This is a genomic window from Streptomyces sp. NPDC002790, assembly GCF_040295505.1.
In the GTDB taxonomy this organism is placed as follows: domain Bacteria; phylum Actinomycetota; class Actinomycetes; order Streptomycetales; family Streptomycetaceae; genus Streptomyces.
On the sequence record NZ_JBEOVM010000097.1, the window covers coordinates 1 to 24,951 of the forward strand.

A 24,951-nucleotide genomic window follows, 5' to 3' on the forward strand; every position below is an offset into this window, starting at 1 on the left:
CCCGGACCCCGCGCCTCAATCGCCGGCGGGGCTTAAAAGATGCTGCTCAATCGCCGCAGGGGCTTAAAGAACCCGCCCGAGCGCCGCCCGGGCTCAAAGAACCTGCCCAAGCGCCGCCGGGCTTGAAAAGCCTGCCCAAGCACCGCCGGGCTTAAAGAACCTGACCGAGTGCCGCCGGGCTTGAGGAGAAGGGCCGGCGGAGCTCAAGTGGCTCAGCTCGCTGCCTCCAGGTCTGCCGGGCCCACGCCCGCCCTGCGGGCCAGTGCCACCGCGGCGAGGGTTGAGTGGACGCCGAGTTTGCCCAGGACGTTCTGCATGTGGGTGCGGACGGTGTGCGGGGAGAGGAAGAGGCGCTCAGCCACCGCCTTGCGGCCGAGGCCCGCCACCATGCAGCGCAGCACCTCGCGCTCACGCGGTGTCAGGGACTCGACGAGGCGCTCGGACTCGGTGCGGTGCTTGCGGGCCGCGGTCAACTCCCGTAGGACGCCCGTGAGCAGCGCGGGCGGCAGATGCGTCTCCTCCCGCAGCACGCCCCGTATGACGGTCAACAGGCGTGACAGGGAACAGTCCTTGGCGACCCAGCCGGACGCCCCCGCCTGCAACGCGAGCGCCGCGCGGCGCGGGTCGTCCCGCTCGGCGAGCACCACCGTGCGCACGGCGGGCTGGCCCGAACGGACGCCTGCCACCAGCGAGATGCCGTCGACGAGGCCGTCCTGCGCGGCGCTGTCGGGCACGACTGTCGGCGCGCGCATGCCCTGGAGCGATGCCGCGCCCAGGTCCGCGTCGATCAGCAGCACATCGAATCGGCGTCCCTCCGCGACCGCCCGGTCGAGGCAGCGCAGAGCGGCGGGGCCGCTCCCCGCGGCCGACACGTCGACATCGGGCTCGGCCGCGAGCGCCGCGGCGAGCGACTCGGCGAAGATGCGATGGTCGTCGACTACAAGGACCCGGATGCGTACCACGTGATTACCCCCTTCCCCGAGCTCCGGTGCGGAGCAGGGGATACCCCAACCTCGGGGAACGGATCAACGCGGGTACGGCGCCCGGAGTGCGGGTCGCCGCAGCCGCACGGCCGCCGCCGTGTGCCGAACCGCTTCCCCCGCTCCGGGCGTCGTACCCGGCTGTCTCGCCCCCTGATCGGCACCGGCCCCCACCGGTGCTGTCCTCAGACTAGAGGCGGAGGCCCGGAGGGGAAGTCAATTCGCAGAACTGGTTGGCGGTTGGCGGAGCAGTGACTGTCCTGCGCGTTTATGGTGATGCGCATGTTTCGCATCGAGACAGAAGTCGACAAGGAGCGCGCCCTTCTGCTCCGGTCGCTGCTGAGGGAGACCAACGCGGCGGCGTCACCGGACCTTCGCGAGCTGCGCGGCACCCCTGCCGACCAGCATGTCCCGCTCCAGGTATGGGTGTTGGACGAGGAGGGCGCACTGGCGGCGGGGCTCGACGCGTACACGTGGGCGTTCTGGCTGCACGTGGATCTGCTCTGGGTCGCCGAGCAGCACCGCGGGGCGGGCCTCGGCTCCCGTCTCCTCGCGGAGGCGGAGCGCATCGCGCACGAGGAGCACGCCTGCGTCAGCTCCCGCGTGGAGACCTGGGACTTCCAGGCTCCGGGCTTCTATCGGCTGCACGGCTACGACGTGGTCTCCGTAATCCCGGACTACCCGCCCGGAATCAAGGAGTTCACGCTGACAAAGCGGCTCGGCTGAGCCGCCGCGCCAACACACCCACCAAGACCTGGGCCCGTGCGCGGAGCGCACTATGAGACACAGTCAGGCGCCCGGCTTCTATCGGCTGCACGGCTACGACGTGGTCTCCGTGATCCCGGACTACCCGCCCGGAACCAAGGAGTTCACGCTGACAAAGCGGCTCGGCTGAGCGGCCGTCAGGACTCGCGGCGGGCGCCTGCCGAGGGCACCGCCGGGAAGACGCGCGGCGTCGTGAAGCCGGCCTCGGTGAAGGCGGTGGTGATCGCCTTCGTGACGGTGTCGGCGTCGTCCGACTCCACCAGGACGACCGCGGAGCCGCCGAAGCCGCCGCCCGTCATCCGCGCCCCGAGCGCCCCGGAGGTCATCGCCGTGCCGACGACCAGGTCGAGTTCCGGGCAGGAGATCCGCAGGTCGTCGCGGAGCGAGACGTGGCCCTGGACGAGGATCGGGCCGATGGCGCGCACGTCGCCCGCGTCGAGCAGCTCGATGACGCGCTCGACGCGGTGGTCGTCGGTGACGACGTGGCGGACGTAGCGGACGACCTTCTCGTCGACCCCGGCCAGCTCCAACTCCGCGACGGACGTGCCAAGTTGCGCGTATGAGACGTCGCGCAGGTGGGTCACGCCGAGGACGCGGGCGCCCTCCTCGCAGCCCGCGCGCCGCTCCGCGTACGCGCCGTCGCCCAGCTCGTGCTTGACGCGGGTGTCGACGACGAGGAGCTGGAGGCCGTGGGCCGCCAGGTCGAAGGGGACCTGGCGGATCGACAGGTCGCGGCAGTCGAGGTGCAGCGCGTGCCCCTCGGTGGCGCAGGACGAGGCCATCTGGTCCATGACGCCGCACGGGACGCCGACGAAGGCGTTCTCGGCGCGCTGGGCGATGACCGCCAACTCGGCTCCCGTGAGCCCGAGTTCGTACAGGTCGTTCATCGCGTACGCCGTGACGACCTCGAGGGCGGCCGACGAGGAGAGGCCCGCGCCGGTCGGGACCGTGGAGGCCAGCTGGATGTCCGCGCCGCCCACCGTGTGGCCCGCGTCGCGCAGCGCCCAGACGACGCCCGCCGGGTACGCGGCCCAGCCGCCCTGGCCGTACTTCGACAGGGGGGCAAGTTCGTCGACGCGCAGTTCCACGACGGGGGCGTCGATGTCGGCCGAGTGCAGGCGCAGGACGCCGTCCTCGCGCCGGGCCACCGCGGCGACCGCGGTGTGCGGCAGCGCGAGCGGCATGACGAAGCCCTCGTTGAAGTCGGTGTACTCGCCGATGAGGTTGACGCGGCCGGGGGCCGCCCACACGCCTGCGGGCTCGTACCCGTACAGGTCCTTGAACTGGGCGTCGACGGACATGAGTTGGCTACCTACCCCTGCTACTGGTTACCCGCTACTGGTTACTGCTGGCGCGCCTGGGCGAACGCCCAGGCGTCGGCGACGATGCCCGCGAGGTCCGCGCGGGACGGGTTCCAGCCGAGGCGCTCGCGCGCGGTGTCGGCGGAGGCGACGAGGACGGCCGGGTCGCCGCCGCGGCGCGGGGCGACGACCTCGGGGATCGGGTGCCCGGTGACCTGGCGGACGGTCTCGACGACCTCGCGGACGGAGAATCCGTTGCCGTTGCCGAGGTTGCAGATGAGGTGCTCGCCGGGCCGCGCGGCGTCGACGGCGAGGAGGTGGGCCTCGGCGAGGTCGGCGACGTGGATGTAGTCGCGGATGCAGGTGCCGTCGGGCGTCGGGTAGTCGTCGCCGAAGACGTTGATCGCCTCGCGGCCGCCCTGCGCGACCTGGAGGACGAGCGGGATGAGGTGCGACTCGGGGTCGTGCCGCTCACCACAACTTCCGTATGCACCAGCCACGTTGAAGTACCGGAGCGAAACGGCCGCGAGACCGTGTGCGTTCGCCTCGCCGGTGATCATGTGGTCGACCGCGAGCTTCGAGGCTCCGTACGGGGAGGTGGGCGCGGTCGGGTCGGTCTCGGTGATCGGTGTGTTCACCGGCTCGCCGTACGTGGCCGCGGTCGAGGAGAAGACCAGCTTGCGGACGTCCGCGGCGCGCATCGCGGCGAGCAGCTCCATGGTGCCGCCGACGTTGTTCGCCCAATACTTCTCGGGCTTCACGACGGACTCGCCGACCTGCGAGAACGCGGCGAAGTGCAGCACGGCGTCGTACGAGGAGTCGAGCCACTTGCCCGCGTCGCGGATGTCACCTTCGACGAACGTGGCGCCCGCGGGCACGCCCTCGCGGAAGCCGGTGGAGAGGTTGTCGAGGACGGTGACCTCGTGGCCCGCCTCGACCAGGTGCTGCGCGACGACGCTGCCGACATAGCCGGCACCGCCCGTGACCAGGTACTTCTTGGAAACGGTCTGTCCCATTACTTGCTCGCTACCTCTCGCAGTCGCTCGGCCGCGGTCTCCGGCGGCACGTCGTTGATGAACACGCTCATGCCGGACTCGGAACCCGCGAGAAACTTCAGCTTGCCGGAAGTGCGTCGGATGGTGAAAAGCTCGAGGTGCAGCGCGAAATCATCGCGGTTGACACCCTCGAACTCGTCCAGCGGGCCGAACGGGGCCTGGTGCCAGGCCGCGATGTACGGCGTCACCGGCTGGTTCTCACCGAAGATCCGGTCGAAGCGCCTCAAGAGTTCCAGATAAATCTTGGGGAACTCTGTGCGTGCGTCGTCGTCGAGCGCGAGCAGGTCCGGGACCTGCCGCTTGGGGTAGAGGTGCACCTCGTACGGCCAGTGGGCGGCGTAGGGAACGAAGGCCACCCAGTGCTCGCCTTCGAGGACGATGCGACTGCCGTCCTGCATCTCCTTCTCCACCACGTCGGCGAAGAGGTTCCGGCCGCCGGTCTGCTCCTTGTGCTCGGCGGCGGAGCGCAGCATCAGGGCCGTGCGCGGGGTCGTGAAGGGGTAGCCGTAGATCTGGCCGTGCGGGTGGCCGAGGGTGACGCCGATCTCGGCGCCGCGGTTCTCGAAGCAGAAGACCTGCTCGACGGAGTCGAGGTGGGAGAGCTCCGCGGTGCGGTCCGTCCACGCGTCGAGGACGAGGGCCGCCTGCTCCTCGGTCAGGTCCGCGAAGGACTTGTCGTGGTCGGACGTGAAGCACACGACCTCGCAGCGGCCCGCGTCCCCGGCGAGCGAGGGGAAGCGGTTCTCGAAGACCACCACGTCGTACGCGGAGTCGGGGATCTCGCTCAGCCGCTCGCCCTCGGAGGGGCACAGCGGGCACTCGTCGGCCGGCGGGTGGTAGATCCGGCCCTGGCGGTGCGAGGCGATCGCCACGGAGTCGCCGAGCAGGGGGTCGCGGCGGACCTCCGACGTGGTGACGGTGGGGTCGAGGGGACGGCGGTCGACCGCGTCCCGGACGACGTCGTCGCGCGAGTCGTAATAGATGAGCTCACGACCGTCGGCGAGCCGGGTCGACGTCTTCTTCACGTCCGATGCTCCTCATCACACCAACCAAACAGAACCAAACACAACAAAGCATAAGGCAACAGCTAGCCACGTCAAGAGGACGCGAGGTCTCGATCACAATCCAACAAAGAACGTCACTCTTACTGTTCACTTATTGAAGCCGGAGGCGTAGGTTCCGGACTGTTTCAGTTCGCGCAACGAAGCGAGATCTTCATGCTGTCCCCCACAACAACCCTGGCCGAGGGACTCCGGCTGCCCACCAACGGCCTCGACTACGCGATCATGGCGATCTACTTCGTCGTGGTGCTGGGCATCGGCTTCGCCGCCCGCCGCTCCGTGAAGACCAGCCTGGACTTCTTCCTGTCCGGGCGCTCCCTGCCCGCCTGGGTCACCGGTCTCGCGTTCGTCGCCGCAAACCTGGGTGCCACCGAGCTCCTCGGCATGGCGGCCAACGGTGCGCAGTACGGCCTCTACACCGTGCACTGGTACTGGATCGGCGCCATCCCCGCCATGGTCTTCCTCGGCCTGGTGATGATGCCCTTCTACTACTCGTCGAAGGTGCGCTCGGTCCCCGAGTTCCTGCTGCACCGCTTCGGCCCCTCCTCCCACCTGCTCTCCTCGATCATCTTCGCCGTCTCCTCGGTGCTGATCGCGGGCGTCAACCTGTACGCGATGGCCCTGGTCCTCCAGGCGCTGCTCGGCTGGCCGCAGTGGGTGGCGATCGTCATCGCCGGCCTCTTCGTCCTCGCGTACATCACGATCGGCGGGCTCTCCTCGGCGATCTACAACGAGGTCCTGCAGTTCTTCGTCATCCTCGCCGCGCTCATCCCGCTGACCATCGTCGGCCTCAAGCGCGTCGGCGGCTGGGACGGCATCTCGGACTCACTGTCCAGTTCGCACGGTGATTCGTTCATGACGGCCTGGCAGGACACGGGCATCGGCGAGGCCAACCCGCTCGGCGCCAACTGGCTGACCATCGTGCTCGGCCTCGGCTTCGTGATGAGCTTCGGCTACTGGACGACGAACTTCGCCGAGGTGCAGCGCGCGCTGTCCGCGAAGAACCTCTCCGCCGCCAAGCGCACCCCGCTGATCGCCGCGTTCCCGAAGATCCTCATTCCGATGGTCGTCGTGGTCCCCGGCCTGATCGCCCTGGTCATGGAGCCGTCCATCGGCAAGTCCGCCGACGGCCTGCAGTACAACGACGCCATCCCGGTCCTCATGCGCGACCTGCTCCCCAACGGTGTCCTCGGCATCGCGGTGACCGGCCTGCTCGCCGCCTTCATGGCGGGCATGGCGGCCAACGTCTCGTCCTTCAACACGGTGTTCACCAACGACATCTGGGGCGCGTACATCAAGAAGGGCCTCAGCGACCGGTACTACCTGCAGACCGGCCGCGTCGTCACCGCCGTCGGCGTCGTGATCGGCATGGGCACCGCGTTCATCGCGGGCAGCTTCAGCAACATCATGAACTACCTGCAGACGCTGTTCTCGTTCTTCAACGTCCCGCTGTTCGTGGTCTTCATCATCGGCATGTTCTGGAAGCGGACCACTCCCGCCGCCGGTTTCTGGGGCCTGCTTTCGGGCACCGTGGCCGCGATGGTGAACTACTTCTGGTTCTACAAGCAGGGCGTCATCTCGATCCCCTCGGACCAGGGCGCCAACTTCGTGTCCTCGATCGTCGCCTTCGTGGTCGGCGCGGTGGTGATGTTCGTGGTCACGCTCTGCACGAAGTCCAAGCCCGCCGAGGAGCTGGCCGGTCTCGTGTACGGCACGAAGTCGCCGGGCATGGAGGAGCCGCCGGCCGAGGGTGACGACGCCTGGTACCGCAAGCCGGCCCTGCTGGGCTGGGGAGCGATCGTCCTCGCCGTCATCTGCTACATCCCGTTCTCCTTCTGAGGTCCGAGGTAACACGACATGAGCGACGAAATGAACCAGCACGTCGAGGAAGTGAAGGAACTCGAGGCCAGGTCGGCGACGGCGGCCCGCCTCTTCGACGTGCGACGCATCATCGGCGGCCTCTTCGTGGTGTACGGCGTGATCGTCACCATCGCCGGCCTCACGGCGTCCGACGCCGACCTCAAGAAGGCCCAGGACATCAACATCAACCTGTGGACCGGCATCGGCATGCTGCTCCTCGGGGTGTTCTTCCTGGCCTGGATGAAGCTGCGCCCCACGGAGCCGCCGGCCGCGGCCCCGGAAGAGCCCGCGGAGCCGTCGGAGTAACGCACAAGGCCCGTTCCGCCGAAGCGGAACGGGCCTTGACTGCTGGAGCGCCGGGCAGGCCTTGCACCTGCATCTCCCCGCAGGAAGCGGGACGTCTTTCCTTGGACCACCAACGCACGGTCGTTCACCGCGAGTTGCGGCGACCAACGCAAGATCAACTATAGCTCAGGACTCCGGCTCCGGCGAGCCCACCGGGCCCGCCCGGTCAAGCAGCCCCGTGCGCGCGGCGAGCGCCGCCGCCTCCAGGCGCGAGCCGACGCCCAGCTTCATCAGGACGCGCTGCACATGCGTACGGGCCGTGGACGGGGCGATGCCCATGCCCGCCGCGATCAGCCGGGTGTCCTCGCCGTCCGCGACCCGCACCAGGACCTCGACCTCGCGCGGCGTCAACATCTGGAGCAACCGCTGCCCCTCGTCGTCCGGCTGGGCCGCCGGGTTGAGCAACTCCCCGAACGCGCCCTGGAGCAGGGCGGGCGCCACCGCCGCCTCCCCCGCGCGCGCCTTCATCAGGGCGCGTTCGACACCCTCTATGCGCTCGTCGTGCCGTACGTATCCTGAGGCGCCGGCCGCGAAGGCCGACGCGATGCCTCTGGGCGAGGGGACGGGGCCAAGCACCACGACCGCCACCTGCGGGCGCTCGCGTTTGATGCGGACCACCGGGTCGAAGGTGCCGGGCTCCGCGGGTGTCGCCGTGCCCAGCAGGCAGACCTCGGGCGCCCGCGAGATGACCAGATCCGCCGCTCCGGCCACCGGTGCGGCAGCCGCGAGCACCCGGTGCCCGCGCAGCTTCAGGGCCGAGGCCAACGCCTCGGCCAGCAGTCGGTGGTCGTCGACCACCATCAGCCGCACTCCCATCGGGCCAACCCCCCAATCCACCCCGGGTGTCCCCGCGAACCCCCGGGCCCCCCAAGGACAGGCGAGCCCCCCGACTCCCCGTCCTGCTTCATGCCCCGGAAGCTACACGCTTGTTCGAGGTTGCGCGCCCCTTACCGACCAGAAGCGGCCCTCCATGCTGAAATCCAGTGCATTGAGGGATGTTTGGGAGTACACGACCACTTCCGGCCGGTGTCTCAGCCGGTGCCGAATCCAACCGCCGTGTACCGCTTGCCGCCGTCCGCGTAGGGCTCGCCGATCAGGGGCTGGGCGAGGAACAATCTCCCCTTGGAATAGCGGAGTTCGGAATTCGAGCGGCCCGGCGCCAGGCCGGTGATCATTTCCCGGACGGCGGGCGTCGCCGGCGTTTCCACCAGCGTCGACTGCTTCATGGTCCGGGGGTCGATCGTGACGATCCGGCTGCCCTTGTCGGCGGATCCCGTCTTGAACGCCAGGAGGTTCCCGCCGTCCATGCGCACCGGGAAGATGTCATGGTGCGCACCTCCCGTGACGCGGTCGCCCGTGCGTTTTCCGGTCTCAAGGGAGTACGACACGATCTCGTTGGACCGCCCCGCGCCGGCGTCGGCCTCGGGCGGCGGCGTCGCGAAATAGATCCGACCGCTACCGACGGTGATCTTCGCGCAGCCCTCGGTCTTTCCGACCTCGCAGGCGAAGTCGTACTTCTTGGGGTCGATGGCGATCCTGCTCGCGAGCCTGCCGCGACCGTCCAGGGCGAATACGTCGGTGATGGTGTCCGCCGCGTCGACGCCCTTTCCCACGCCGAAGACGACCGGCTTGGTGGACAGGACCTTTACGTTGTCGAGGCCCTTGGCGAGTTTGTAGGACCACTTGGGCTGGCCTGTGACCGGGTCCAAGAGCTGGACGTCGTACGTCGCGTGCTTGCCGTAGGTGCCGCATTTGCGGACCGTCACGAGCTGGGCGCCGCCGTGGTAGCCGAGGTCCTGGCACTCGCCGGTGTCGGGCTGCCACAGGATGCTGCCCGACTTGACGTCGAAGGCGGCGCCGCCGTCGAGGCCGCCGCCCGCCGCGAGCGTGTTGCCCGAGAGGGAGAGCTCCTCGAAGATCCGCCGGTTCGAGCCCTGGCCCAGGCTCTGCGTCCAGAGCTTGTGCCCCGTGTTGACGTCGAAGACGGTGATCTGGCTGCACGGCCTGTGGTCGCCGTCGGCGGGCCGCTTGCCCGCCTCACTGACCACGGCCGCGAGCGCGTCGTCGGTGACGGTGTCCGTCCCCGCGCACGTCTGCCCCGACAGCGGGAGGGTCCAGGTCTTGCGGCCGCTCGCGGCGTCGTATCCGACGAGCTGGTTCACGCCCGCCTTGGCGTACGTCCGGTCGGTCAGCCAGGAGCCCTGGACGCTGTCCACCTGCCGCTTCGCCACCTTCGGCGCGGGCAGCCGCAGCGTCACCCTGGCCGACGGGTCGGCCGGGGCCTGCTCCGCCCCGGAACCGCCGAGGCCGTCGCCGTCCTTGTCGGAGCCCGTGGAACCCGCGGTGGGGTCGTCGCCGGACGTCGAGGCGTAGAGGAAGCCGCCGCCGACGATCAGCGCGAGGGCCACGACCGCGGCGCCGATGACGAGCGCGATCGGCGGCACTCTTCTGCGGGCGGGCGACTGCGGACGACCCTGCTGGGCCTGCTCGTACTGCGACTGCTCGCGCTGGAGCCGCTCGTACTGGTCCTGCCCGTACTGGTCCTGCCCGTACGGCTGTTGGCCCAGGCGGGTCCGGGCCTCGGGCGGGAGCGGTGTGCGCAGGGTGCCGTAACCGGGGGTGGTGTACGGAGGCATGGGCGGTGGGGCGCCGAATTCTCCCTGCGGGGACGGGGGTTCGTTCGGCGGGCGGGGTGGGGGTGGCTGGGTCATGACCTGGGTACCTCGGGGACGTTGAGTTTCGGCAAGGCCAGTCGCCGTGGGCCGGACCGCACGTTCTCGTCCCGGCGGCCCTTTTCTATCACCCGCCCCCGACGCCGAGCTTCACTCAGGCGTCCTCGGCCAGCTCCATCCAGCGCATCTCCAACTCCTCGCGCTGCGCGACCAGATCGCGCAGCTCCGCGTCGAGCTTCGCGACCTTCCCGAAGTCGGTGGCGTTGTCGGCGATCTGCGTGTGCAGCTTGGTCTCCTTCTCGGAGATCTTCTCCATCTGCCGCTCGACCTTCTGGAGTTCCTTCTTCGCGGCGCGCACATCGGCCGCGGAGGGCCCCGCCTTCGCTGCCACGGCCGGGGCCGCCGCGGGGGCGGGGGACGCGGCCGCGATCATGCGCTGCCTGCGCTCCAGGTACTCGTCGACGCCGCGCGGCAGATTCCGCAGGGTGGCGTCGCCGAGCAGCGCGAACGTGGTGTCGGTGGTGCGCTCCAGGAAGAACCGGTCGTGGGAGATCACGACCATCGAGCCCGGCCACCCGTCGAGCAGGTCCTCGAGCTGCGTCAGCGTCTCGATGTCCAGGTCGTTCGTCGGCTCGTCGAGGAAGAGGACGTTCGGCTCGTCCATGAGGAGGCGCAGAATCTGGAGCCGACGCCGCTCGCCACCGGAGAGATCTCCGACCGGCGTCCACTGCTTGTCCTTCGCGAAGCCGAACTGCTCGCACAGCTGGCCCGCGGTCATCTCACGGCCCTTGCCGAGGTCGACGCGGTCGCGGATCTGCTGGACGGCCTCCAACACGCGCAGGGAGGAGGGGAGTTCGGTCACGTCCTGCGAGAGGTAGGCGAGGCGGACCGTCTTACCGACGATGATCTTTCCGGCGGTCGGCTGGACATCACCCTGGCTGCGGGCGGCCTCGTCGAGGGCGCGCAGCAGGGACGTCTTGCCCGCGCCGTTCACCCCGACCAGGCCGACTCGGTCGCCGGGGCCGAGCTGCCAGGTGAGGTGCTTGAGCAGCACCTTCGGTCCGGCCTGGATCGTCGCGTCCTCCACGTCGAAGACGGTCTTGCCGAGCCGGGCGTTCGCGAACTTCATCAGCTCGCTCTTGTCGCGCGGCTCCGGGACGTCGGCGATCAGCTCGTTGGCCGCCTCGATGCGGTAGCGCGGCTTGGAGGTGCGGGCGGGGGCGCCGCGGCGCAGCCAGGCCAGCTCCTTGCGCATCAGGTTCTGCCGCTTGGTCTCCTCGGTCGCGGCGATCCGCTCCCGCTCGGCGCGCGCGAACACGTAGTCCGAGTAGCCGCCCTCGTACTCGAAGATGGTGCCCTTCTGCACGTCCCACATGCGGGTGCAGACCTGGTCGAGGAACCAGCGGTCGTGCGTGACGCAGACGAGGGCGGAGCGGCGGGCCCGCAGGTGCTGGGCGAGCCAGGCGATGCCCTCGACGTCGAGGTGGTTCGTCGGCTCGTCGAGGACGATCAGGTCCTGCTCGGCGATGAGCAGCTGGGCGAGCGCGATACGGCGCCGCTCGCCGCCGGAGAGGGGGCCGATGACGGTGTCCAGGCCCTGCGGGAAACCGGGCAGGTCCAGGCCGCCGAAGAGGCCCGTGAGCACGTCGCGGATCTTGGCGCTGCCGGCCCACTCGTGGTCGGCCATGTCGCCGATGACCTCGTGGCGGACGGTGGCCTCGGGGTCGAGGGAGTCGTGCTGGGTGAGGACGCCGAGGTGCAGGCCGCCGTTGTGGGTGACGCGTCCGGTGTCGGCCTCCTCCAGCTTGGCGAGCATCCGGATGAGGGTGGTCTTGCCGTCTCCGTTGCGTCCCACGACGCCGATCCGGTCGCCTTCCTGTACGCCGAGGGAGACGCCGTCGAGGAGGGCACGGGTGCCGTAGACCTTCGAGACGTTCTCGACGTTGACCAGATTGACTGCCATTTCGCTCCGCTCCGGGGGGTGGGCCACGGGGGTGGGCCGACTTTCAAGCGTAGTCGGCCCACCGGAGGACCCGGCCACCCGTTCCCCCCGCCTCGGGGCTCCGCCCCGAACCCCGCGCCTCAATCGCCGGCGGGGCTTGAAAGATCAAGCCCCGGGGCTGGGCCCTGTGCCGGGTCAGAGGAGGGTGGCGCCCGGGGCCGGGGCGGGGGCCGCGCGGGCTGTGTGGCAGAGGCCGGACTCCGAGAGGGCCGCGGCCACGCGCTTCGCCGAGGACTCGTCCGCCGCGAGGAACGCGGTCGTCGGACCCGAGCCCGAGACGAGCGCGGCCAGCGCCCCCGCCGACCTGCCCGCCTCAAGCGTGTCCTTCAGGGACGGGAAGAGGGAGAGCGCGGCGGGCTGCAGGTCGTTGCTGACCGTGGCCGCGAGCGCCTCGACGTCGCCGGTGCGCAGCGCCTCCAGGAGGGCGGGCGCCGCGACGGGCTCGGCGGGAGCGTCGGGGCTGAGGCGGTCGAACTCGCCGTACACCGCCGGGGTGGACAGGCCGCCGTCCGCCGCCGCGAACACCCACCAGAACTCCCCACCCACGTCGAGGAGTTCGAGCTTCTCGCCCCGCCCGGTACCGAGCGCCGCACCGCCGACCAGGCTGAACGGCACATCGCTGCCCAACTCGGCGCAGATGTCGAGAAGTTCGGAGCGAGGAGCGTTCGTGCCCCAGAGCGCGTCGCAGGCGAGCAGCGCGCCCGCGGCGTCCGCGGAGCCGCCCGCCATGCCACCGGCGACGGGGATGTCCTTGGCGATGTGGATGTGGACGGCGGGTTCGCCGAGGCCGTGCCGCGCGGCCAGCGCGTACGCCGCCCGCGCCGCCAGGTTCGTACGGTCGAGGGGGACCTGGTCGGAGCCGGGTCCCGTGCAGGTGAGCGCGAAGGTGTCCGCCTCCGCCACCGTCACCTCGTCGTAGAGGCCCACCGCCAGGAACACGTTCGCCAGGTCGTGGAAGCCGTCGGGGCGGGCGCCGCCGACGGCGAGCTGGACGTTGACCTTGGCCGGTACGCGTACGGTCACCGATGTCACTGCTGCTTGGCCTCCGCGATGCGGGCGAATTCGTGGACGGTGAGCGCTTCGCCGCGCGCCTGCGGGGAGACGCCTGCCGCGACGAGCGCCTCCTCGGCGGCCTGCGCCGAACCCGCCCACCCGGCGAGCGCCGCGCGCAGCGTCTTGCGGCGCTGGGCGAAGGCGGCGTCGACGACCGCGAAGACCTCTTGCCGTGACGCGGTCGTCGGGATCGGTTCCGTGCGGCGGACCAGGGAGACCAGGCCCGAGTCGACGTTCGGAGCCGGCCAGAAGACGTTGCGCCCGATGCGGCCGGCGCGCTTGACCTCCGCGTACCAGTTGGCCTTCACGGACGGGACGCCGTAGACCCGGGAGCCGGGGTCCGCGGCAAGCCGGTCGGCGACCTCGGCCTGCACCATCACGAGGGTCCGCTCGATGGTCGGGAAGCTCTCGAGCATGTGGAGCAGGACGGGGACCGCGACGTTGTACGGAAGGTTCGCGACGAGGGCGGTGGGGGCCGGGCCGGGGAGCTCGGTGACCTGCATCGCGTCGATGTTGACGAGGTCGAAGGCGTCCTTCTTGGCCGGGAGGCGGGCCTCGATGGTGGCGGGCAGGGCCGAGGCCAGTACGTCGTCGATCTCCACGGCCGTGACGTGGCGCGCCGCTTCGAGGAGGGCGAGGGTGAGCGAACCGAGGCCGGGTCCCACCTCTACGACGGCGTCGTCCTCGGTCACTTCCGCGGTGCGGACGATGCGGCGGACGGTGTTGGCGTCGATGACGAAGTTCTGGCCGCGTTGCTTGGTCGGCCGGACGTTCAGCGCCGCGGCGAGTTCGCGGATGTCCGCGGCGCCGAGGAGGGGGCCCTGGGGGTCACTGGTACTCACCGCGCAAGGGTATCCGTGCGAGGGCGGTCCCCTCGATTAAGCCCCGCACTGTGGACGAGAGCCAGCGGGGTGCGGGGCAGAACCCCGATCTTTTAAGGCCGCGCCGGGGTTGCGGCCTCGGGGCTCCGCCCCGGACCCCGCGCCTCAATCGTCGGCGGGGCTTGAATGCCTAGAGGCGGGAGCCGCAATGGGGCCATGGGGTCGCGCCGCGGCTGACGTAGAGGCGCTTCGCCCGGTAGGTCTGCTCCGCGGCAGGCGCGTCCTGGGGCCGCCCCGAGCCCCCGAGGCTCTGCCAGGTCTGCGTGTCGAACTGGTAGAGCCCCCCGTACGTCCCGGTCGCATCCGTCGCCCCCGGCCGCCCACCCGACTCACACGCCGCGAGCCCGGACCAGTTGAGGGAATCCGCCCCGCCGACGGACGTCGGCATCGGCTTCGTACCGACCCTGACCTGCTGCGTACGCGGCTCCCGCACCACCTCCTGCCGCACCCGTCGCGGCTTCATCCTGACCCCGTTGACGGTCCGCACCGAGTACGTGACCCGCCGCATGCCGGGCTCACCGGCCCGCGTGACGATCTCCGTGCCCTGGAACTGCGAGGCGTCCTCGGTGCGCTCGCTCGCGTAGGGGATCGCCTCCTCGCGGACCTCCTTCTTCCCCGTCACCCGCATCACCGTGATGACCTGCCCGTCGCGCGGGAAGCTGCTCTGCGGCACCGACGTGGTGTCCTGCCCGTGCAGCGTGACGCCCGCGTCCCGGACGGCCTCGCCCACGGTCGCCGCGTTCGTGCGGATGGTGCGACGGTTGCCGTCGGCCATGACCGTGACGCTGCGCTCGGTGCGCACGTCGAGGTCGAGTCCGTGGCGGGCGATGCGCTGGGAGCGCGAGGCCGAGAGGTACGCGCCCTCCGCCCGCACCCCGAGCTGCCTGAGCGCCCCGTGCACGGTCTGCGCCGTCGTCCACACCTCGCGGCGCTGCCCGTCGAGGGTGAGCCGGACCGGGCGCCCGTAATGGACCGCGACCTCGTCCCCGCTGGCCAGCTCGGCCCCTTCGCCGGGCGCCACGACGTCGTGGTCGCCGACGTCCACACCCTCGTCGGCGAGGAGTTCGGTGACGTCGTCGGCGAAGGTGTGCAGGGTGCGTTCCTTGCCGTCGACCGTGAGGTGGATCGCCTTGTCGTCGGCGACGAATGCGGACGTGCCGCCCGCGAGGAACGCGACGACCAGCGCCTGCGGCAGCAGCCTGCGCAGCACTTCGGGGCGCTGCGCCACCTTCCTGCGGCGGGCGGCCCGCCTGGCGACGGCCCGCCCGCCGGGCGCCGCCGGTTCAGGGACCCGCGCCCCCGCCTCATACGGCGTCCCGTACGGCTCATACCGCTCGTACGTCTCCTGCGGCGTAATGCTCACGACGACGCTCCAGGCACTCACAGATGTCCGCCCCCGGGGAGGGGCGGATCAGGCGAGCAGAACCTAGCGGAGCGTTCGTCACTCTCCAAAGCACCACGGTCACCCTGTGTGGCGACTTTGCCCGAAGGTGAGCGGACGCGAGCGCCCGTGACCGTTATCGCTCAGTAATCGAAGGCACGCGCGGTGTTGGCGGAGACCGACGTCGCGAGGGCTTCCTCCGTGACGCCCTTGGTCCCGGCCATCGCCCGCAGCGTGACCGGAATGAGATACGGGGCGTTAGGCCGACCGCGGTACGGGGCGGGCGTGAGGAAGGGCGCGTCGGTCTCGACCAGGATCAGTTCGAGCGGGGCCACCGCGAGCGCGTCCCGCAGCGGCTGCGCGTTCTTGAACGTCACGTTTCCCGCGAACGACATGAAGTAGCCGTTCTCCGCGCAGATTTGGGCCATTTCGGCGTCGCCGGAGTAGCAGTGGAAGACGGTGCGTTCGGGCGCACCCTCCTCCTTGAGGACGCGTAGCACATCGGCGTGCGCGTCGCGGTCATGGATGACGAGCGCCTTGCCGTGCCGCTTGGCCATCTCGATGTGGGCGCGGAACGACTTCTCCTGGGCGTCCTTGCCCTCGGGGCCCGTACGGAAGTGGTCGAGGCCGGTCTCGCCGACGCCCTTCACGTGCGGGAGGGCGGCGAGCCGGTCGATCTCGGCGAGCGCCTCGTCGAGCCCGGCGTCTCCCAGCGGCTCCCGCGCGCCCTGCCGGGACCAGCCGTCGGGGTCGCCGTGCACGATGCGCGGCGCTTCATTGGGGTGCAGGGCGACGGTCGCGTGCACGCGCGCGTGCTCCTCGGCCACGGAGGCCGCCCACCGAGAGCCCGCGACGTCGCAGCCCACCTGGACGACCGTGGTCACACCCACCGACGCCGCCTTGGCGAGGCCCTCCTCCACGCTGCCCTCCTGCATGTCCAGGTGGGTGTGGGAGTCGGCGACCTCGACCTTCAGGGGCGCGGGCAGCGGCGGCGGGGTGACGTCCTTGGTGCTGGGGCTCATGCCCCCGATCCTACGAAGCCGGTGTCACTCGGCCTTCTTGTGGTGGGCGAAGGGGTGCAGCAGGTCCGACAGGTGCCAGTGGTGGTCGCCCTCGCGCTCCACCGCGTCCGGCTCCGGCACCTCCACCGGGCCGGCCTGCGGGGTGCGGTGCTGCTGCATCGCGTCGCGGGCGGAGGTGACGCGCCCCGCGCGCATGATGCGCACGACGTGGCCCTCGCAGTTCAGGCAGGTGGGCCGGGTCAGTGGCGACGGCACCCGCTCGCCCTGGACCACGTACATCACGAACTCCGCACCCTCCCCGTCGACGTGGTGCTCGATCTCGTAGGACTGCTCCCAGCCGTGCCCGCACCGCATGCAGGCGAAGGAATACGACTCGTGGGCGATGGCTGTCGCCGCGCTGCGATTCGGGACCGGGGGCGCCTGTGCACCAATGTCTGTCTTGGAGACCGCGAACTCGCTCATGCCAGCTCCTCTTGCCGCTGGACAAACGCCGCCCTGCGGCAGCGTGGGGACGGGTGCGTCCCCTTCAACCAGTGGACGCCTCCACCGGGCCGAGCGCAAAAGGCCTGCCGACTATTGGATCCGATTTGGCCTTTCCCTGCCGAAACAGGCCTGGCGCACGGTCTTCGCTTTGCTTTTCAGGTTAGTCCTTTACGCGCCTATGGGGCGGTTCGCTCCGCATTCTTTGCCGCCACCACGGCATCGAACACCTCGCGCTTGGGCAGCCCCGCGTCGGCGGCCACCGCGGCGATCGCCTCCTTGCGCCGCTCCCCGGCCTCCTCGCGCACGCGCACCCTGCGCACCAGCTCAGCGGGGGTGAGCTCGTCGCCGGACTTCTCCGGCGCGCCCTCGACGACGACCGTGATCTCGCCACGTACGCCCTCGGCGGCCCACTCGGCGAGCTCCTTCAGGGGGCCGCGCTTGACCTCCTCGTACGTCTTGGTGAGCTCGCGGCAGACCGCGGCGCGGCGGTCGGCGCCGAAGGCCTCGGCCATCGCCGCGAGGGTGTCGTCGAGGCGGTGCGGGGCCTCGAAGTAGACGAGGGTGCGGCGCTCCTGTGCGACCTCCTTGAGGCGGGAGAGCCGCTCGCCCGCCTTGCGCGGCAGGAAGCCCTCGAAGCAGAAGCGGTCGACGGGGAGCCCGGAGAGCGCGAGGGCGGTGAGCACGGCGGAGGGACCCGGCACGGCCGTGACACGGATGTCCCGCTCGACGGCGGCCGCGACAAGCCGGTAGCCGGGGTCGGACACGGACGGCATCCCCGCGTCCGTCACGAGCAGCACCCGCGCCCCACCGGCGAGCGCCTCGACGAGCTCCGGCGTGCGCGCCGACTCGTTGCCCTCGAAGTACGACACGACACGCCCGCCGACCTGCACCCCGAGCGCCTGCGTCAGCCGCTTCATGCGCCGGGTGTCCTCGGCGGCGACGACATCGGCGGTGGCCAGCTCCCGGGCGAGCCGCGGCGGCGCGTCCGACACGTCCCCGATGGGCGTGCCCGCCAGTACAAGGGTTCCGGGGGCTTCTGCGGATTCAGCGGTTCCTGTCACCGTTCCAGTCTCGCAGGGCCAGGGGGACGGGACTCGCACAGTCGCGTTCCCTACGATGGCGCGCGTGACCAGTACCGCGTCGTCGTCCGGGGCGACTCCGACCAGCTCACCGACCGAGCAGGCCGCCACCGCGGAGCCGCAGCAGTCGTCGTGGCTGCGCGGGCTGCGCAGGTTCGGCTACCGGGCGCCGGTGAGAGACGGTGACGTGGGCGCGCGCCTGGTGCCGCCGTTCCCGCCGCTCGGGGGCCGCCTGTGGGCGTCCTTCGGGCTGAGCCGGTACAGCGCCGCGCAGGCGGAGCGGATCGTCGGCTGGGTCGGACCGCTGCTCGTCACGCTCGTCGCGGGCCTCGCCAGGTTCTGGAACCTGGGCAGCCCGAAGGCCGTGATATTCGACGAGACGTACTACGCGAAGGACGCCTGGGCGCTCATCCACCGCGGCTTCGAGGTGGACTGGCCCAAGGACATCAACGACAAGATCCTGGCCACGGGCGGAAACGTACCGGTCCCGCACGACGCCTCGTACGTCGTGCATCCGCCGGTGGGCAAGTACGTCATCGGCATCGGCGAGTGGATGTTCGGGTTCGACCCGTTCGGCTGGCGGTTCATGACGGCGGTCCTCGGCACGCTGTGCGTGCTGATGGTCTGCCGGATCGGCCGCCGCATCTTCCGCTCCACGTTCCTCGGCTGCCTGGCGGGCGCGCTGCTCGCCGTCGACGGACTCTCGTACGTGATGAGCCGCACCGCGCTGCTCGACTCGGTGCTCGTCTTCTTCGTGGTGGCGGCGTTCTGCTGCCTGGTGCTCGACCGGGAGCGCACGCGCGGGCAGTTGGCCGCCGCGCTGCCCGTGGACGAGCACGGCCTTCCGCACCCCGACGTCGAGATCGCCGAGACGCTGCGCCTCGGATGGCGCCCCTGGCGGCTGCTCGCCGGGCTGTGCCTGGGGCTCGGCGCGGCCACGAAGTGGAACGGCTTCATCTTCCTGGCCGCCTTCGCCCTGATGTCGGTCCTGTGGGACGTGGGTTCGCGCCGGGTGGCGGGCGCCGAGCGTCCGTACCGCGCGGTCCTGAAGCGGGACGTCGTCCCGGCGTTCGTCTCGACCGTCCCCGTGGCCATCGCCACGTACGTCCTGTCCTGGCTCGGCTGGATCCTCTCCCCCGCCGACGGCTCGGGCGGCTACTTCCGCAACTGGGCGGCGACCGACGGCAAGGGCGGCAGCTTCACCTGGCTGCCGGACTGGGTGCGCAGCCTGTGGCACTACGAGCACGAGGTGTGGAACTTCAACACCACGCTCAGCTCGCCGCACACCTACCAGTCGAACCCATGGAGTTGGATGGTCGACGGCCGCCCGGTCTCGTACTTCTACGAGTCGCCGAAGCCGGGCGTCGACGGCTGTCCGGCCGACACGACCGAGAAGTGCGCCCGCGAGGTCCTCGCCCTCGGCACACCGCTGCTGTGGTGGGCGGCCGGCTTCGCGCTGCTGTACGTGCTGTGGCGCTGGTTCTTCCGCCGCGACTGGCGGGCGGGCGCGATCCTGTGCGGCATCGCGGCCGGCTACCTCCCCTGGTTCAACTACCAGGAGCGGACGATCTTCTACTTCTACGCGGTCGTCTTCGCCCCGTTCCTCTGCCTGGCCCTGGCGATGATGCTCGGCGCGATCATCGGCAAACCGGGCTCACCGGAGCGACGGCGGGTGATCGGCGCGGCGGGCGCGGGCGCCCTCGTCCTGCTGATCGCGTGGAACTTCATCTACTTCTGGCCGATCTACACGGGGGACGCGATTCCGGTCGATTCGTGGCGGTCGCGGATGTGGTTCGACACCTGGGTATGAGCCGGTTTCGGTCAGCTTTGTGATCTCAATCCGGACACCTTCGGACATCATCCGAAGAACCCATGCCCCATGGGGCACTCCTCGTGCTTAAAGTCCCTCTCGTCAACCTGGGGAGGGGAGCGCGTCATGCGCAAGGGGGTCAAGATCGCCATCGTCGGTGGGGTGTGCACCGTCATGGTGGGCGGCGCCGGGTACGGGGCGTACAACCTCGTCACGGCGGTCACGGGCGGGAACACCGTGTCGTCGCAGGGGTCGGAGTACAAGTCGGGGCCACCGTCAGGCGACGAGGTGCGGGAGACGTCGCAGCAGTTCCTCGCGGCGTGGGCGAAGAACGATCCGGCGGCGGCCGCGCGGCTCACGGACTACGCCGACGACGCGCTGCGGGTGCTCGACGACTGGCACGACAAGGCGCACATCACGCGCACCGAGCTGACGCCCACGAACGCGGCCGGCGCGAAGGTCGCCTTCCACGTCAAGGCCACCGTCACGTACGGCAAGAAGACGAAGACGCTGTCGTACGACTCCTCGCTCACGGTCGTGCGCGGGAAGACCACCGGGCGGGCGCTTGTCGACTGGTCGCCGGCCGTTGCGCACCCGTCGATGAAGAAGGGCGACACGCTCGTCACCGGAGAGGCGCCCGCGCCCCCGATCGACGCCGTGGACCGGAACGGCGCCGTGCTGACGAAGGACACGTACCCGTCGCTCGGCCCGGTCCTGGACGAGCTGCGCGCCAAGTACGGGGATTCCGCCGGGGGTTCGCCCAGCATCGAGACGTACGTGGAGCGGACCGACGCGGACGGGGAGACGGCCGCAGCGAAGACGCTCCTCACGCTCGCCAAGGGCAAGCCCGGCAAGCTGCGTACGACGATCAGCGCGAACGCGCAGGCGGCCGCCGAGCAGGCGGTGAAGAAGTACCCGGAGTCGTCGGTGGTGGCGGTCGAGCCGTCCACCGGTGAGGTGCTCGCGGTCGCCAACGAGGCGGAGGGCGAGTTCAACGCGGCGTTCCAGGGCGGCACCGCGCCCGGCTCCGTGATGAAGATCCTCACCGCCGCCGCACTGATCGACAACGGGGTCACCTCGGCGAACGGCCAGGCGCCCTGCCCCGATTCGGCGGTCGCGATGAGCCAGACCTTCCGCAACCTCAAGGGCATGCGGCCCAACGGGAACGCGACGCTGGCCAACAGCTTCGCCCGGTCCTGCAATACCGCCTTCATCAAGCTGTCCGACGACCTGGGCGCGGCGAAGTTCGCCGCGGAGGCGGAGGACCGGTTCGGCCTCGGCAAGGACTGGAAGACGGGGATCGTGTCGCGCGACGGCTCCGTGGAGCTGCCGGGCGACTCGGACGACGCCGCCGCGATGATCGGCCAGGGCAAGGTCAAGATGAACCCGCTGAACATGGCGTCGGTCACCGCGACCGCCATCACCGGCACGTTCCACCAGCCGGTCCTCGTCTCCCGGAAGGTCGACGACCACCCGCTCGCCACAGCCCGGGGGTTGAAGTCGGGAACCTCCGCCCAACTGCGCCAGATGATGCGGCTGACCGCGACCAGCGGTACCGCCGCCGAGGCCATGGCGGGCGTGCCCGGCGACAAGGGCGCGAAGACGGGCTCCGCCGAGGTCGACGGCCAGGGCAGCGCCGACTCCTGGTTCGCGGGCTACCGCGACGACATCGCGGCCGCCGCGACGGTGCCGCGCGGCGGACACGGTGGAGACGCGGCGGGGCCCCTCGTCGCGGCGGTGCTACGGGCAGGAACGTAATTCCCCTACGCCTGCGGACGCCTGGCGGTGAATCCACGCATCGCCAGGCGTTACCACGTCGTTCCCTCCTATGGAAAGTGCGTTCAGGGGCACCCCGTACCCTGGGCCACCCGTAGATCTCCGGAGGACTCAGGTGGGCAGCAGAGGCAAGCGGCGCGATGAGCCGCGACGCAACACGAACGCCCTGGTGATCGGTGGCGTCGCCGCCGTCGCGGTCTTCGGGGCAGGCGTCGGCGCGTACGCGCTGATCGGCGGCGGTGAGCCCGCGGGCAGCACCTCGGCCTCCGCCGCCGACGACAAGCCGGAGATCCCGAAGGGCCCGCCGTCCGCCAAGGAAGTACGGGCCGTCGCCACCGGTTTCCTCACCGCCTGGCAGGCCGGGGACGCCGCGAAGGCGGCCACCTATACGAACGACCCCGCCGCCGCGAAGAAGGCGCTCGCCGCCGTCGCCAAGGACGCCCACCTCACCGGCGTGAAGCTCGCGCCCGGCACCCGCAAGGGCGCCGATGTCCCCTTCCACGTCACGTCCACGGTCGAGTACAAGAAGCTGAGCGAGCCCTTCGCGTACGACTCCGCGCTGACCGCCGAGCGCCGCAAGAGCGACGGCAAGGTCCTCGTCGACTGGCAGCCCTCCGTCGTCCACCCGGACTTGAAGGACGGCGACCACCTGGAGACCGGTGAGGCGGGCGATCCGCCGGTCAAGGCCGTCGACCGGGCGGGCAACGAACTGGACGCGAAGAAGTACCCCTCGATCGGCACCATCGTGGACGGGCTGCGCGAGAAGTACGGGAAGAAGGCGGGCGGCACCGCAGGCGTCGAACTGCGCGTCGTGCGGGGCCAGTCCGGGAAGAAGTCCGACGACAAGAACGCGCTGCCGGACAAGACGCTGCTCGCGCTCTCCAAGGGCACGCCGGGCACCGTGAAGACGACGCTCGACCCGGCGCTCCAGGCCACCGCCGAGGAGCAGGTGAAGTCGAGCAAGAAGGCCTCGGTCGTGCTCGTGAAGCCGTCGACCGGCGAGATCCTGGCGGCGGCGAACTCCAGCCCCGGGTTCAACACGGCGTTCCAGGGCTCGCTCGCGCCCGGCTCCACGATGAAGGTCATCACGGCGTCGATGCTGCTGGACAAGAAGATCACCGACGTCGACAAGAAGCACCCGTGCCCCAAGTACTTCACGTACGGGCACTGGAAGTTCCAGAACGACGACAAGTTCCAGATCAAGGACGGCACGTTCAAGGCGAGCTTCGCCGCGTCCTGCAACACGGCCTTCATCAGCCAGGCCCCGAAGCTCGACAACGACTCGCTGACCAAGCAGGCGCAACAGGTCTTCGGCCTCGGTATGAACAACTGGTCGATCGGAGTGCCGAGCTTCGACGGCGCGGTGCCGGTGATGTCGGACGCGCAGATGGCGGCCTCGCTGATCGGGCAGGGCGGGGTGCGGATGAACCCGCTGAACATGGCCTCGGTCGCGGCGACCGTGAAGGCGGGCGCCTTCCACCAGCCGTACCTGGTGTCGCCCGACGTCGACGACCGCACGCTCGCGAAGGCCTCGAAGCCGATCTCCGCCTCGACGGCCTCGAAGCTGCGGGAGTTGATGCACTACACGGCGGTCGCCGGTACGGCCGTGAAGCCGATGTCCGGGCTCGGCGCCGACATGGGCGCGAAGACCGGTTCGGCGGAGGTCGACGGGCAGAAGGACCCCAACGGCTGGTTCACGGCCTGGCGCGGCGACCTCGCGGCGGCGGCCGTGGTGCAGCAGGGCGGGCACGGGGGTGACTCGGCGGGTCCGGTCGTGCGCAAGATGCTGCTGGCCGGCGGCTGATACCGGTTCGCGTGGGCGGTACACGCACGATTACCGTGCCGCCCATGACAGCAGACGCAGCACACCCCCGTTTCGCCGAGGCCGTCACCGCGATGGGGCTGGCCGAACTCCTGCCCCGCGTACGCACCTTCCCGGAAGGTGCCCGCACCGCGCAGGAGGCGGCCGACGCGATCGGCTGCGCGCTCAGCCAGATCTGCAAGTCCCTGATCTTCGCCGCCGACGGGGTGCCGGTGCTCGTCCTCATGGACGGGTCGTCGCGGGTGGACGTGGAACGCGTACGGCAGGAGCTGGGCGCGCAGAAGGTGACGCGCGCCAAGGCGGACGTGGTGCGGGAGTTCACCGGGTACGCGATCGGTGGCATCCTGCCCTTCGGGCACGTGTCCAAGACCCGGGTCCTCGCGGACCGTTCACTCCTCACGCACGACATCGTGTGGGCGGCGGCCGGCACCCCGCACGCCGTCTTCCCGATGGAGCCCAAGGCCCTGGTGACGCACGCGGGCGCGACGCTCGTGGACGTGCAGGAGTGACCCCGATAGTCACGGTGGCGGTCCTGCTCGCCGCCGTCACCCACGCTTCCTGGAACGCGCTCGCCCACCACATCACGGACAAACTGGTCGGCTTCACGCTCATCTCGGGCGGCGGCGCGCTGATCGGTCTCGTCATGGCCGTGTTCTCGCCGGTACCGGCGGCCGGTGCCTGGCCGTACCTGATCGCCTCCGCGCTCATCCACGTCGCCTACTACGTGCTGCTGATGACGTCGTTCAAGCTGGGCGACTTCGGCCAGGCGTACCCGATCGCGCGCGGCACGGCGCCGCTGGTGGTGACGGTCCTCGCGGCGGTGTTCGCGGGTGAGGTGCCGGGCGGCTGGCAGGCGGCCGGGGTCATGGTGTGCTGCGCGGGCCTGACCGGGCTCGCGGTCTGGGGGATACGCGGATCGGGCCGCAGGCCGGACTGGCGGGCGCTCGGCGCGGCCCTGGCGACGGGGGTGGCCATCGCCTCGTACACGGTGGTGGACGGCCTGGGCGTACGCGCCTCCGGCTCGTCCCTCGGCTACATCGCCTGGCTGATGATCCTCGAAGGGATCGCGGTACCGGTCTACGCGGCGTATCGCTGGCGCGGCGAACTGGTCGGGCTGTTGCGGCCGTTCGCGTGGCTCGGGCTGCTGGGGGCGGGGCTCTCGGTCCTCGCCTACGGCCTGGTCCTCTGGGCCCAGACCCGGGCCGACCTCGCCCCGATCTCCGCGCTTCGCGAGTCCTCGATCATCGTGGGGGCGGCGATCGGCGCGATCTTCTTCAAGGAACGCTTCGGCGCGCCGAGGCTTTTGGCGGCGGGTGTGGTGGTGGCGGGGATCGGGCTGATGCTGCACGCGGGTTGACGCTCGTCCGTGGTGCTGGGGGCGCTGCCCCCTGGACCCCCGCGCCTCAATCGCCGGCGGGGCTTGAAAGACCGGGGCTCCGCCCCGCACCCCGCTGCTCAATCGCCGCAGGGGCTCGATCGTCTCGATCGCCGCAGGGGCTCGATCGTCTCGATCGCCGGCGGGGCGTGTTAGATAAATTCCCGCCGGCGATCGAGGCGATGTTTGCAGCCCCGCCGGGGTTTGTGGCGGTGCTTGCAGAGGTCG

At 70.5% G+C, this 24,951-nt stretch carries 21 protein-coding genes; 8 read left to right on the top strand and 13 right to left on the bottom strand.

The genetic code is table 11. The features are described 5' to 3' along the window. Window positions 1–212: 212 nt before the first annotated feature. Window positions 213–962 carry a LuxR C-terminal-related transcriptional regulator gene (locus tag ABT004_RS29080; RefSeq protein ID WP_351342604.1) on the bottom strand — a complete coding sequence of 250 codons (750 nt, stop codon included), beginning with the start codon at window positions 960–962 and terminating at the stop codon, window positions 213–215. A 288-nt stretch (window positions 963–1,250) separates the two neighbouring features. Between ABT004_RS29080 and ABT004_RS29085 the strand changes: the two genes are divergently transcribed. Next, window positions 1,251–1,706, top strand: coding sequence for a GNAT family N-acetyltransferase (locus ABT004_RS29085; protein ID WP_351342606.1), 456 nt, complete (start codon window positions 1,251–1,253; stop codon window positions 1,704–1,706). Window positions 1,707–1,882: 176 nt separating this feature from the next. Here the strand turns inward: ABT004_RS29085 and galK are convergent, their stop codons facing one another. The 3 genes from galK to galT are packed head-to-tail and all read right to left on the bottom strand — an operon-like array spanning window position 1,883 to window position 5,126. Further along, on the bottom strand, window positions 1,883–3,046 hold the full coding sequence (galK, locus tag ABT004_RS29090; protein ID WP_351342608.1) for a galactokinase: 1,164 nt from the start codon (window positions 3,044–3,046) through the stop codon (window positions 1,883–1,885). Window positions 3,047–3,087: 41 nt separating this feature from the next. After that, window positions 3,088–4,062 (bottom strand): UDP-glucose 4-epimerase GalE, encoded by a 975-nt coding sequence (gene galE, locus ABT004_RS29095; protein WP_351342610.1) that lies wholly within the window; start codon window positions 4,060–4,062, stop codon window positions 3,088–3,090. After that, window positions 4,062–5,126: a galactose-1-phosphate uridylyltransferase gene (galT, locus tag ABT004_RS29100; RefSeq protein WP_351342612.1), complete on the bottom strand. Its 1,065-nt coding sequence runs from the start codon at window positions 5,124–5,126 to the stop codon at window positions 4,062–4,064. Before galT ends, galE begins: the two co-directional genes overlap by 1 nt. A 192-nt stretch (window positions 5,127–5,318) precedes the next feature. On the opposite strand from galT, the gene ABT004_RS29105 reads away from it, so the two are divergent. Then, complete coding sequence (locus ABT004_RS29105; RefSeq protein WP_351342614.1) at window positions 5,319–7,001, top strand: sodium:solute symporter family protein; 1,683 nt, start codon at window positions 5,319–5,321, stop codon at window positions 6,999–7,001. Between the two features lie 18 nt (window positions 7,002–7,019). Beyond that, window positions 7,020–7,328: a hypothetical protein gene (locus ABT004_RS29110; protein WP_451191975.1), complete on the top strand. Its 309-nt coding sequence runs from the start codon at window positions 7,020–7,022 to the stop codon at window positions 7,326–7,328. A gap of 165 nt (window positions 7,329–7,493) precedes the next feature. Here ABT004_RS29110 and ABT004_RS29115 read toward each other — a convergent pair whose 3' ends face one another. From ABT004_RS29115 to rsmI, 9 genes are all read right to left on the bottom strand, one after another. Then, a complete protein-coding gene (locus ABT004_RS29115; RefSeq protein WP_351342616.1) occupies window positions 7,494–8,183 on the bottom strand; it encodes a helix-turn-helix transcriptional regulator in 690 nt (229 codons plus the stop codon). Between the two features lie 215 nt (window positions 8,184–8,398). Continuing rightward, window positions 8,399–10,078 (bottom strand): outer membrane protein assembly factor BamB family protein, encoded by a 1,680-nt coding sequence (locus ABT004_RS29120; RefSeq protein ID WP_351342618.1) that lies wholly within the window; start codon window positions 10,076–10,078, stop codon window positions 8,399–8,401. A 115-nt stretch (window positions 10,079–10,193) separates the two neighbouring features. Beyond that, the gene (locus tag ABT004_RS29125; protein ID WP_351342619.1) at window positions 10,194–12,002 is read right to left on the bottom strand and encodes an ABC-F family ATP-binding cassette domain-containing protein; all 1,809 of its coding nucleotides are present in this window, start codon (window positions 12,000–12,002) and stop codon (window positions 10,194–10,196) included. 174 nt (window positions 12,003–12,176) lie between these two features. After that, complete coding sequence (locus ABT004_RS29130; protein ID WP_351342620.1) at window positions 12,177–13,064, bottom strand: 4-(cytidine 5'-diphospho)-2-C-methyl-D-erythritol kinase; 888 nt, start codon at window positions 13,062–13,064, stop codon at window positions 12,177–12,179. Window positions 13,065–13,069: 5 nt separating this feature from the next. After that, the gene (gene rsmA / locus ABT004_RS29135) at window positions 13,070–13,936 is read right to left on the bottom strand and encodes a 16S rRNA (adenine(1518)-N(6)/adenine(1519)-N(6))-dimethyltransferase RsmA (RefSeq protein ID WP_351342621.1); all 867 of its coding nucleotides are present in this window, start codon (window positions 13,934–13,936) and stop codon (window positions 13,070–13,072) included. A 169-nt stretch (window positions 13,937–14,105) separates the two neighbouring features. Further along, window positions 14,106–15,338 carry a resuscitation-promoting factor gene (locus ABT004_RS29140; RefSeq protein ID WP_351342623.1) on the bottom strand — a complete coding sequence of 411 codons (1,233 nt, stop codon included), beginning with the start codon at window positions 15,336–15,338 and terminating at the stop codon, window positions 14,106–14,108. Between the two features lie 161 nt (window positions 15,339–15,499). After that, window positions 15,500–16,378, bottom strand: a complete 879-nt coding sequence (locus tag ABT004_RS29145) for a TatD family hydrolase (RefSeq protein WP_351342624.1) — start codon at window positions 16,376–16,378, stop codon at window positions 15,500–15,502. A gap of 24 nt (window positions 16,379–16,402) precedes the next feature. Continuing rightward, the gene (locus ABT004_RS29150; protein WP_351342625.1) at window positions 16,403–16,840 is read right to left on the bottom strand and encodes a hypothetical protein; all 438 of its coding nucleotides are present in this window, start codon (window positions 16,838–16,840) and stop codon (window positions 16,403–16,405) included. 197 nt (window positions 16,841–17,037) lie between these two features. After that, window positions 17,038–17,922: a 16S rRNA (cytidine(1402)-2'-O)-methyltransferase gene (gene rsmI / locus ABT004_RS29155; RefSeq protein WP_351342626.1), complete on the bottom strand. Its 885-nt coding sequence runs from the start codon at window positions 17,920–17,922 to the stop codon at window positions 17,038–17,040. Between the two features lie 64 nt (window positions 17,923–17,986). On the opposite strand from rsmI, the gene ABT004_RS29160 reads away from it, so the two are divergent. From ABT004_RS29160 to ABT004_RS29180, 5 genes are all read left to right on the top strand, one after another. Further along, window positions 17,987–19,750 (top strand): dolichyl-phosphate-mannose--protein mannosyltransferase, encoded by a 1,764-nt coding sequence (locus tag ABT004_RS29160; RefSeq protein WP_351342628.1) that lies wholly within the window; start codon window positions 17,987–17,989, stop codon window positions 19,748–19,750. Between the two features lie 126 nt (window positions 19,751–19,876). Continuing rightward, entirely contained in the window at window positions 19,877–21,508 is a 1,632-nt protein-coding gene (locus tag ABT004_RS29165) for a penicillin-binding transpeptidase domain-containing protein (protein ID WP_351342630.1), read from the top strand. A gap of 133 nt (window positions 21,509–21,641) precedes the next feature. Next, window positions 21,642–23,330: a penicillin-binding transpeptidase domain-containing protein gene (locus ABT004_RS29170; RefSeq protein ID WP_351342632.1), complete on the top strand. Its 1,689-nt coding sequence runs from the start codon at window positions 21,642–21,644 to the stop codon at window positions 23,328–23,330. Window positions 23,331–23,374: 44 nt separating this feature from the next. Continuing rightward, window positions 23,375–23,857 (top strand): YbaK/EbsC family protein, encoded by a 483-nt coding sequence (locus ABT004_RS29175; protein WP_351342634.1) that lies wholly within the window; start codon window positions 23,375–23,377, stop codon window positions 23,855–23,857. Next, on the top strand, window positions 23,854–24,705 hold the full coding sequence (locus ABT004_RS29180; RefSeq protein ID WP_351342636.1) for an EamA family transporter: 852 nt from the start codon (window positions 23,854–23,856) through the stop codon (window positions 24,703–24,705). Before ABT004_RS29175 ends, ABT004_RS29180 begins: the two co-directional genes overlap by 4 nt. Window positions 24,706–24,951 lie beyond the last annotated feature (246 nt).